This window comes from Tepidimonas alkaliphilus (genome assembly GCF_007556595.1).
Lineage (GTDB): Bacteria > Pseudomonadota > Gammaproteobacteria > Burkholderiales > Burkholderiaceae_C > Tepidimonas > Tepidimonas alkaliphila.
The window spans coordinates 1-9,084 of the sequence record NZ_VJNB01000020.1 but is presented as its reverse complement, the minus strand read 5'-3'; the positions used below and the strand labels follow the sequence as shown (position 1 = coordinate 9,084).

Below are 9,084 nucleotides of genomic sequence, written 5' to 3'. Positions count from 1 at the left end.
TGCGCAGGCCCGACGACAACCGCGCCAGCGCCGTGCCCATCGCCGCCTGCGAACCATTGAGGTTGCGCTGCGCATTCAGCGACATCACGTTCGTGTTGATCACCTGTGGCATGTCCGTGCTCCTTGCCGTGCTGTGAGGTTGAACGTTGCGCGACACCTGCTGGGTTGCCGCTTGGGTAACTGTGTTATCGGTCAGGCGCGGGGCAACTTTAGGGAGGCGAAGGACGTTGTGGCTGGAAATCGGAATCGCGTTGACGGCGTATCGCGCAAGCGGGAGACGGGTTCTTCTTTCGGCTTGCGCGGTTGGTTGATGGAGCCTGCGCCGCGGGCTGACGCAGGATTGCGCGCGCCAAGGCGCTTGCGCGGTTCCGTCCAAGGCTGCGTCAGCGGCACGGCCGGATCGTCCTCGGGGGTTGCGCGGCACCGCGGTCGAGCGAGGGAAGTTCCTCGATGAGCTGGATTGGACGGGCAGCCGATTCGGCGGCTATGCTGCCGCAGCCAACCAATCCAAGGGTAAGTGCAATGGCGATATGGGGGGCTGGTGCTGCATCGCCAGTCTTTTGGGTTGCGAGTGTGCTTGGTGGCCGGCCGGGTTGCCTAAGGCCGATATGCGAGGCACTGCGAGGCACTTGAACCCTTTCGCTACTTTCCTGTGCCGCCCCGTGTGCACGTCCAGGGCTGGCTGGCAGCGGGGGCACTGAGCTGAGAGGCCGCGATGTGCCGATGGGGCCGAGCCGCGGCGGCTGGGGCCGTGGAGCGGCAGCGCTGCAGTCCAGGATACCGGCTCTGCCTCTGCTAGACTGAAGGCGCAGGGATGGATACGGCCTCGAGCGCCATGCCCCCCTGCCACTGACCTGTCCTGAGACGACCTCAAGGCCGGGATCGCCGCCTTGGCCGAGCACAGCCGCGAGACCGATCGTCGCACTCAGGAAACCGACTGCCAGCTGCGCAAACTTGAAAGCGCCAGTTCGCCAAGCAGGGCCGCCAGATTGGCGGCATGGGCGACAAGCTCGGCTCCTTCGCTAAGGGCTTGGCACTGCCGACGATGGAGCGGCTGCTGCGACGGCGCTTTCACATGGCCATCGTCAGTCCGCGCAGCCGCATTCGCAAGGACGGTCAAGAGCGCGAATACGAGGCGCTGGCCTGGGCCCACGGCAAGGTCAACACGGTGGTGGTGGACGTTAAAAGCCGCGTCAAGCGCGAGGCGATCGCGCAGCTGATCGAGCAGCTAAAGACGCTGTTTGACATGTCGTTGCTGGTGCCCAAAAGGCGCCAGGCCGCCCGGTGACAAAGGCGTTGCCGCGAATCTGCAGCCGCCGTCTGCAAGTGTGCCACCCGATAATTGGCCACCAGGCTGGGTTTGAGCCGTTGGCAAAGGAAAAGAGCTTACGCGATCGCTCACGTAAGCTCTTAATTTGTTTGGTCGGCGTGGCGGGATTCGAACTCGCGACCCCTTGCACCCCATGCAAGTGCGCTACCAGGCTGCGCTACACGCCGAAGCCTTTATTATAAGGCATCGTCGTCAGCGGCTTGACAAACCCCTTGGCTTGGGGGCAGCAGCGCGCAAATCGCTCGTAGCTCAGCGGCCAGTCGATGGCGAGCTTTGGCGGGGAGCCCGGCCCATGGGGCTGGCTGGTCGATGCCTATTGAGTCAAAGGCCGATTTCTGTGTTGGCGTTTCTGCCGCGCAGCTGCCTTCGGCTTCGCGAGCCTGGGTCTCCCTACCCTGGGTGATCGGCCAGTGGGCTAGCCGGTGCCGCGCCCCTTGAATCGTAAAGCCCTCTTCATAGAGCAGTTCACGGATGCGGCGGATCAGCAACACCTCGTGATGTTGGTAGTAGCGCCGGTTGCCGCGGCGCTTCATAGGCCGAAGTTGGGTGAATTCCTGCTCCCAATAGCGCAGCACGTGCGGCTTGACGCCGCAGAGCTCGCTGACTTCACTGATGGTGAAGTAGCGCTTGGGCGGAATGGGGGGCAGCGTGGCCTCGTGCGTCATGGCAGAAGTCAACGATGGAGCCGCAACTGTAGCGCAAGCTGTTGGCCGCTGCTCAGATTCGCGCGGCCAGCGCGTCGAGCCGCTGCGCGTCGGCGCAGAACAGACGGATGCCCTCGGCGAGCTTTTCGGTGGCCATGGCGTCATCGTTGAGCGCGAGCCGAAACGCCGCCTCGTCGCCGGCGCGGTAGTGCACCTGCGGCAGGTCGGCGCGGCGGGCCTCGTCCTCGTCCAGCGCGCGCGGCACGTCACCCGGAGTGGCGGCCAGGCGCGCCAGCAGCTCTGGGCTGATGGTCAGCAGGTCGCAGCCGGCCAGCGCCAGGATCTGCCCGGTATGGCGGAAACTTGCGCCCATCACCTCGGTGCGGATGCCGAAATGTTTGTAGTAACGCCAGATGCGCGCCACCGACTGCACCCCGGGGTCGTTCGGGCCGGCCATCGCGGCCTCGTCCCACTGCGCGCCGGCGCGCGCCTTGTGCCAGTCGTAGATGCGGCCGACAAATGGCGAGATAAGCTGAACACCAGCGTCGGCGCAGGCCACCGCCTGGCAAAAACTGAACAGCAGCGTGAGGTTGGTGTGGATGCCGTCGCGCTCCAGCTGCTCGGCGGCGCGAATGCCTTCCCAGGTGGCGGCGATCTTGATCAGCACGCGATCGCGCGGCACGCCTTCGGCCTCGTAGAGCGCGATCAGGCGGCGGGCGCGCGCCACGGTGGCGGCGGCGTCGAAGCTCAGGCGCGCGTCCACCTCGGTGGAGACGCGGCCCGGCACGATGCGCAGGATCTCGCAGCCGAAGCGCACCAGCAGCCGGTCCACGCGTTCGTCCAAGGGGCGATCGTGGTGGCGTGCCAGCACTTGGTTGACGAGTGGTGCGTATTCGGGCTTGAGCGCCGCCTTCAGGATCAGCGACGGGTTGGTGGTGGCGTCGCGCGGCTGAAATTGCGCGATCTGCAGGAAGTCGCCGGTGTCCGCGACAACGGTGGTGTGGCGCTTGAGGGCGTCGAGCTGGTTCATGGGCCAGGGAGCGAGGCGAGGAGGCAGCCGGCGCGGATCGGCGCACGCCGCCGCGGAATGGAAGGTTCAGGTCAGCGGCACGGCCAGGCGTTCGATCACGGCCCGGGTGTCGGGGCGCACACCGCGCCACCAGGCAAAGCTTTCGGCGGCCTGCTCGACCAGCATGCCAAGGCCGTCGGCCAGCCGCGTGGCGCCGGCCGCGCGCGCCTGGCGCAGAAACGCGGTCAGCCCTTTGCCATAGACCATGTCGTAGGCCAGCGTGGCCGGCGTGAACACCGCCGGCGGCAGCGGCAGCGGCTCGTCGCCGAGGCTCGCGGCGGTGGCGTTGATCACCACGTCGAACGGCGGCTGGGCGGCCAGCTCGGCGTAGCCGCAGGCCGCCAGAACGCCGTGCCCGAAGCCCTGATCCTGCAGCGCCTGCGCCAGCGCCTCGGCCTTGGCGGGGCTGCGGTTGGCCACCACCAGCGCGACCGGCGCGGCCTCCAGCAAGGCGGGTAGCGCGCCGCGCGCCGCGCCGCCCGCGCCGAGCACCAGCACGCGCCGGCCCGCGAGCGGCTGGCCGAGGTTGACCTCCAGGTCCCGCACCAGACCGACGCCGTCGAAGTTGTCGGCACGGCAGCGGCCGTCATCGAACGCCAGCGCGTTGGCCGCTCCGGCCACCCGTGCGCGCGGGCTGACCTCGTCGGCGTAGGCGCAGGCCTCGACCTTGAACGGCAGCGTGACGTTGAGGCCGCGCCCTCCGGCGGCGCGGAAGGCGTCCACCGCGGCGGCAAAGCCGTCCGGCGGGGCCTCGATGGCGGTGTAGTCCAGCGTCTGGCCGGTGGCCCGCGCGAACAGCGCGTGGATCAGCGGCGACTTGCTGTGGCCGATGGGATGGCCGATGACGGCGTAACGATCCATGCCGCCGATTGTCGCCGAATTGCCGTGCGCTCCTTGCCTTTCAAGGCGTGGCTTGAGCCGCGAGCGCCGCCTCCGCCACCGGCACGCAGCTGCAGAACAGGTTGCGATCGCCGTAGACGTTGTCGACGCGCCCCACCGGCGGCCAGTACTTGCTGCCAGCGCCGCCGTGCGCGCGGTGGAACGGCAGCGCGGCGGCCTGCTCGCGCGGGTAGGGGTGCGTCCAGGCTTCCTCCAGGCAGTGCGCGGCGGTGTGCGGGGCGTTTTTCAGCGGGTTGTCGTCGCGCGGCCACACGCTCAGCTCCACCGCGCGGATCTCCTCGCGGATGGCGATCATCGCGTCGATGAAGCGGTCCAGCTCCGCGAGGCTTTCACTTTCGGTGGGCTCCACCATCAGCGTGTTGGGCACCGGAAACGACAGCGTCGGCGCGTGGAAGCCGTAGTCCATCAGGCGCTTGGCGATGTCCTCGGCCATGATGCCGGCGCTGTCCTTGAACGCGCGGCAGTCGAGGATGCATTCGTGCGCGACGTGGCCGTTGGCGCTGGCGTAAAGCGTCGGATAGTGCGCGCGCAGCCGGGCGCTGACGTAGTTGGCCGCCAGGATCGCGGTTTGCGTCGCGCGCTTCAAGCCCGCGGCGCCCATCATGCGGATGTACATCCAGCTGATCGGCAGCACCGCCGCGTTGCCCAGCGGCGCAGCGCTGACCGCACCGACCGCCGCCTCGCGCGGCGCGGCGCCGGCGTAAGCCCCGGCGGCGTGCGCGGTGGCATGGCCGGGCAGGTAGGGGGCGAGCTCTTCCACCACGCACACCGGGCCGACGCCGGGGCCACCGCCGCCGTGCGGGATGCAGAAGGTCTTGTGCAGGTTGAGGTGGCTGACGTCACCGCCGAAGCGGCCGGGCGCGGCCAAGCCGACCAGCGCGTTCATGTTGGCGCCGTCGATGTAGACCTTGCCGCCATGTTCGTGCACGAGGCGGCACAGTTCGGCGACCTCGGTCTCGAACACGCCGTGCGTGCTCGGGTAGGTGATCATGATGCAGGCGAGTTCCCGCGCGTGCTGCTGGCACTTGGCGCGCAGGTCGGCCATGTCGACGTTGCCCTGGGCGTCGCAGGCCACCGGCACGACGCGGTAGCCCACCATCTGCGCGCTGGCCGGGTTGGTGCCGTGCGCGGAGGTCGGAATCAGGCAGACGTCGCGGTGGCCCTCGCCGCGCGCGGCGTGCCAGGCACGGATCGCCAGCAGCCCGGCGTATTCGCCCTGCGAGCCGGCGTTGGGCTGCAGGCTGATGGCGGCGTAGCCGGTGGCCTGCGCCAGCCAGGCGCGCAGCTGCTCGTCCAGCAGCCGGTAGCCTTCCAGCTGATCCGCCGGGGCGAACGGGTGCACGTGCGCGAATTCGGGCCAGGTGACCGGAATCATCTCGCTCGTGGCGTTGAGCTTCATCGTGCACGAGCCCAGCGGAATCATCGTGCGGTCCAGCGCCAGATCCTTGTCCGCCAGCCGCCGCAGGTAGCGCAGCATCGCGGTCTCGCTGTGGTAGCTGTTGAAGACTGGGTGCGTCAGGTAGGCCGAGGTGCGCCGCAGCGCCGCCGGCAGCAGCGGCTGCGCCTGGGCCGCGAGCCGCTCGAAGTCCGGCAGCGGCTGGCCCGGCAGCGCGAACACCTTCCACAACGCCTCGACGTCAGCGCGCGTGGTGGTCTCGTCCAGCGCGATGCCGACGTTGCCGTGGCCGGCGTCGCGCAGGTTCATGCCGGCCTCGCGCGCGCGCAGCAGGGCCGCAGCCGCGCCTTGGCCGAGGTGCAGCGTCAGGGTGTCGAAGGCGGTGCCGTTGGCCGGGTGGTGGCCGAGCTCGGCCAGCCCGGCGGCCAGCACCGCGGTCAGCGAGGCCACGCGCTCGGCGATGCGGCGCAGCCCCTGCGGGCCGTGGTAAACCGCGTACATCGAAGCCACCACCGCCGGCAGCACCTGCGCGGTGCAGATGTTGGAGGTGGCCTTCTCGCGCCGGATGTGCTGCTCGCGCGTCTGCAGCGCCAGCCGGTAGGCCGGCTGGCCGTGCGCATCGACGCTGACGCCGACCAGCCGCCCGGGCAGCGAGCGCTTGAAGGCGTCGCGGCAGGCGATGAAGCCGGCATGCGGGCCCCCTGCGCCCATCGGCATGCCGAAGCGCTGCGCGCTGCCGACCACGATGTCGGCGCCCCACTCCCCGGGCGGCGTGAGCAGCGTCAGCGCCAGCAGGTCCGCCGCGACGACGAAGGCGGCGCCGCGCGCGTGCACGCGCTCGATGTCCTCGCGCCAGTCATCGATGCGGCCGGTGGTCGAGGGGTACTGCGTCAGCACGGCGAAGTAGTCGTCGCGCGCCAGCGCCTGCAGCCATTCCTCGCGGCTGTGGGTGATGCGCACCTGAAGGCCCAGCGGCTCGGCGCGCGTGCGCACGACCTCGATCGTCTGCGGGTGGCAGTCGGCGCTGACGACGAACACGGCGCCCGCGGCCTTGACGACCCGGCGCGCCAGCGTCATCGCCTCGGCGGCGGCGGTGGCCTCGTCCAGCATCGAGGCGTTGGCGATGTCCATGGCGGTGAGGTCGGCCACCATGGTCTGGAAGTTGACCAGCGCCTCCATGCGGCCCTGCGAGATCTCGGCCTGATACGGCGTGTAGGCGGTGTACCAGGCGGGGTTTTCCAGCACGTTGCGCAGGATCACGCCAGGCGTGTGCGTGCCGTAGTAGCCTTGGCCGATGAAGCTCTTGAGCAGCCTGTTGCGCGCGGCGATGGCCTTGAGCTCGGCCAGCGCCTCGGCCTCGCTGGCCGGGGCGGGCAGCTGCATCGCGTCCAGGCGCGCGATCGCCTGCGGCACGATGCTGGCGGTCAGCGCATCGAGGCTGTCTTCGCCGATGGCGGCCAGCATGCGCTGCTGGTCGGCGTCGGTCAGGCCGATGTGGCGGGCGACGAATTCGCCCTGCGGCAGCAGGTCGGCCAGCGGGGTGGGGGCGGCGCGGGTCATCGCTCGGTCTCGGGGCGAAGGGATCAGTGGGCGATCTGCTGGTAGGCGGCCTCGTCCAGCAGGCCGTCGAGCTCAGCGGGGTTGGCCAGGCGCAGCTTGAAGAACCAGCCGGCGCCCATCGGGTCGCCGTTGGCCAGCGACGGGTCGGCGCGCAGCGCCTCGTTGACCTCGACCACCTCGCCGCTGACCGGGGCGTAAACGTCGGCGGCGGCCTTGACGGACTCGACGACGCCGGCCACCTCCTTCTGCGCCAGGCGCTTGCCGACCTCGGGCAGTTCGACGAACACCACGTCGCCCAGCGCGTCCTGCGCGTGCGGGGTGATGCCGACGGTGGCGAGGTCGCCGTCAACGCGGATCCATTCGTGCTCGGGGGTGAATTTGAGGGTCATCGGAGGGCTCCTGCAGAGAAAGGGAAAACGTCGTTCGGGGGGCGGCGGCCTTCAGCCGCGGTGGTAGCGCGGGGCGACGAAAGGCAGCGGCGCCACCTCCATCGGCACCGGCTTGCCGCGCACGATGGCCTGCAGCCGCGTGCCGGGGGCGGCGTGGGCGCTGGCGACGTAGCCCATCGCGATCGGCTGATCCAGCGTCGGCGACAGCAGCCCGCTGGTCACCTGGCCCACCGGTGTGCCGTCGGGGGTCTGCAGCGGCGCGCCCTCGCGCACCGGGATGCGCTCCAGCGCCTTCAGGCCCACGCGGCGGCGCGCCACCTCGGCGCGACCGTCGAGTTGCGCCAGCACGCGCTCGGCGCCCGCAAAGCCGCCGGCGCGCTCGCCGCCGCTGCGGCGCACCTTCTGGATCGCCCAGGTCAGGCCCGCCTCCACCGGCGTGGTGGTGCGGTCGATGTCCTGCCCGTAGAGGCACAATCCGGCCTCCAGCCGCAGCGAGTTGCGCGCGCCCAGTCCCACCGGCTGCACCTCCGGCTGCGCCAGCAGCGCGCGCGCGAACGGCTCGGCGGCCTCGGCCGGCAGGCCGATCTCGAAGCCGTCCTCGCCGGTGTAGCCGCTGCGCGTGACGTAGAGCTCGGCGCCCTGCCAGGTGACGGGCATGCCGCTCATGAACACCAGCCGCTCCACCCCAGGCAGCAGGCGCTGCAGCGCCTGCGCCGCCAGCGGCCCCTGCAGCGCCAGCAGCGCGCGCTCGAAGTGCGCGGTGACGGCGCAGCGCGCGCCGATGCGGGCCTGCAGGTGCGCCAGGTCGGCGTGCTTGCAGGCGCCGTTGACGATCAGGTAGAGGTCATGGCCGCGGTTGACGAACATCAGGTCGTCGAGGATGCCGCCGTCGTCCGCCAGCAGCAGGCCGTAGCGCTGCCGGTGCAGCCCCAGGCCCAGCACGTCCATCGGGATCAGGCTCTCCAGCGCGGCGGCGGCGTCGGCGCCGCGCAGCGTGATCTGCCCCATGTGCGAGACGTCGAACAGCCCGGCGGCCTGGCGCGTGTGCTGGTGCTCGCGCAGCAGGCCGGCGGGGTACTGCACCGGCATCGCGTAGCCGGCGAACGGCACCATGCGCGCACCGAGCTCGAGGTGCAGCGCGTGCAGCGGGGTGGTCAGCAAATCGGTGGTGGCAGTGGACAAGGCGGGCCTCCCGTCAAGGGGCATCGGGCCGGCCCGCATTCCCGGGCCGGAGCACGCCTGCTGTCCGCTTTACCTGAGAGATTCACGGGTCCCAGCGCCGCCCGAGGCAGTCGCCGCGATCCGTTTGCTCCTTCGGTGGACGCGGCCGTCCGGGGTTCGGTCCGGCGACGGCGGCGCCTCTCTCCAGCAGGAAACCCGCCAGCCGCACGCGGCGCGGGCGGGGCATCAGTCCTTTTGCCTGAGCGTTCGGCCCGCGGGCCTGCGCCTTCGGCGGCGACCTCTTTTGCGCTCGTAGCTAGAGAAGCCGCGCTCTCCTGATATTTAGGATTGTAGCTTGTGTGATGGTCTTGAGTGGAGGGGGGCGCCAGCGCTTTAGGCGCTGCTTCACATCCCCCACACCCCGATGGTGCGAGCGCCCACCGTTGCGCTGCGATGGAAGATCTTGTCGTCCCAGCTGATGCCTGGCCGGCGGTCGAAGACGATCAGGTGCGCTTCCTGCGCTCCGCACTGCTCGGCGTAGGCGGCGGTCTGGGTGAGGCCCTCCTCGATCGTGGCCTCCAGGCTCTTGTGCAGGATTTTCAGTTCAAGGACGACGCGCTGCACGGGCCCGAGAA

8 protein-coding genes, 1 tRNA gene and 2 riboswitches are annotated in these 9,084 nt (G+C 70.0%); of the genes, 1 reads left to right on the top strand and 8 read right to left on the bottom strand.

Features of this window, described 5'->3' with window-relative positions:
• The first annotated feature begins 997 nt into the window (after positions 1-997).
• Positions 998-1,288, top strand: coding sequence for a hypothetical protein (locus Talka_RS11640; protein WP_143891489.1), 291 nt, complete (start codon positions 998-1,000; stop codon positions 1,286-1,288).
• A gap of 132 nt (positions 1,289-1,420) precedes the next feature.
• On the opposite strand, the gene Talka_RS11635 is transcribed toward Talka_RS11640, so the two are convergent.
• The 8 genes from Talka_RS11635 to Talka_RS11960 form a co-directional block, all read right to left on the bottom strand.
• A tRNA-Pro gene (locus tag Talka_RS11635) sits at positions 1,421-1,497 on the bottom strand.
• Between the two features lie 9 nt (positions 1,498-1,506).
• Complete coding sequence (locus tag Talka_RS11630) at positions 1,507-1,995, bottom strand: MerR family transcriptional regulator (RefSeq protein ID WP_143891488.1); 489 nt, start codon at positions 1,993-1,995, stop codon at positions 1,507-1,509.
• Positions 1,996-2,047: 52 nt separating this feature from the next.
• The gene (gene tal, locus Talka_RS11625) at positions 2,048-3,004 is read right to left on the bottom strand and encodes a transaldolase (RefSeq protein WP_143891487.1); all 957 of its coding nucleotides are present in this window, start codon (positions 3,002-3,004) and stop codon (positions 2,048-2,050) included.
• Between the two features lie 66 nt (positions 3,005-3,070).
• A complete protein-coding gene (aroE, locus tag Talka_RS11620; RefSeq protein WP_143891486.1) occupies positions 3,071-3,904 on the bottom strand; it encodes a shikimate dehydrogenase in 834 nt (277 codons plus the stop codon).
• A 40-nt stretch (positions 3,905-3,944) separates the two neighbouring features.
• Positions 3,945-6,899 carry an aminomethyl-transferring glycine dehydrogenase gene (gcvP, locus tag Talka_RS11615; RefSeq protein ID WP_143891485.1) on the bottom strand — a complete coding sequence of 985 codons (2,955 nt, stop codon included), beginning with the start codon at positions 6,897-6,899 and terminating at the stop codon, positions 3,945-3,947.
• A gap of 23 nt (positions 6,900-6,922) precedes the next feature.
• The gene (gcvH, locus tag Talka_RS11610) at positions 6,923-7,288 is read right to left on the bottom strand and encodes a glycine cleavage system protein GcvH (protein WP_143891484.1); all 366 of its coding nucleotides are present in this window, start codon (positions 7,286-7,288) and stop codon (positions 6,923-6,925) included.
• Positions 7,289-7,339: 51 nt separating this feature from the next.
• Positions 7,340-8,494 carry a glycine cleavage system aminomethyltransferase GcvT gene (gene gcvT, locus Talka_RS11605; protein WP_143891483.1) on the bottom strand — a complete coding sequence of 385 codons (1,155 nt, stop codon included), beginning with the start codon at positions 8,492-8,494 and terminating at the stop codon, positions 7,340-7,342.
• 26 nt (positions 8,495-8,520) lie between these two features.
• Positions 8,521-8,667: riboswitch (glycine riboswitch) on the bottom strand.
• A gap of 19 nt (positions 8,668-8,686) precedes the next feature.
• Positions 8,687-8,797: riboswitch (glycine riboswitch) on the bottom strand.
• Between the two features lie 57 nt (positions 8,798-8,854).
• Positions 8,855-9,084, bottom strand: a 230-nt coding sequence (locus tag Talka_RS11960) for a hypothetical protein (RefSeq protein ID WP_221933897.1), incomplete at its 5' end; no start/stop codon positions are given.

Coding starts and splice junctions, on each gene's coding strand:
- Talka_RS11640 (WP_143891489.1), top strand. CDS start 998: ATGGGCGACAAGCTCGGCTCCTTCGCTAAGGGCTTGGCACTGCCGACG.
- gcvP (WP_143891485.1), bottom strand. CDS start 6,899: ATGACCCGCGCCGCCCCCACCCCGCTGGCCGACCTGCTGCCGCAGGGC.
- Talka_RS11630 (WP_143891488.1), bottom strand. CDS start 1,995: ATGACGCACGAGGCCACGCTGCCCCCCATTCCGCCCAAGCGCTACTTC.
- aroE (WP_143891486.1), bottom strand. CDS start 3,904: ATGGATCGTTACGCCGTCATCGGCCATCCCATCGGCCACAGCAAGTCG.
- gcvT (WP_143891483.1), bottom strand. CDS start 8,494: ATGCCCCTTGACGGGAGGCCCGCCTTGTCCACTGCCACCACCGATTTG.
- tal (WP_143891487.1), bottom strand. CDS start 3,004: ATGAACCAGCTCGACGCCCTCAAGCGCCACACCACCGTTGTCGCGGAC.
- gcvH (WP_143891484.1), bottom strand. CDS start 7,288: ATGACCCTCAAATTCACCCCCGAGCACGAATGGATCCGCGTTGACGGC.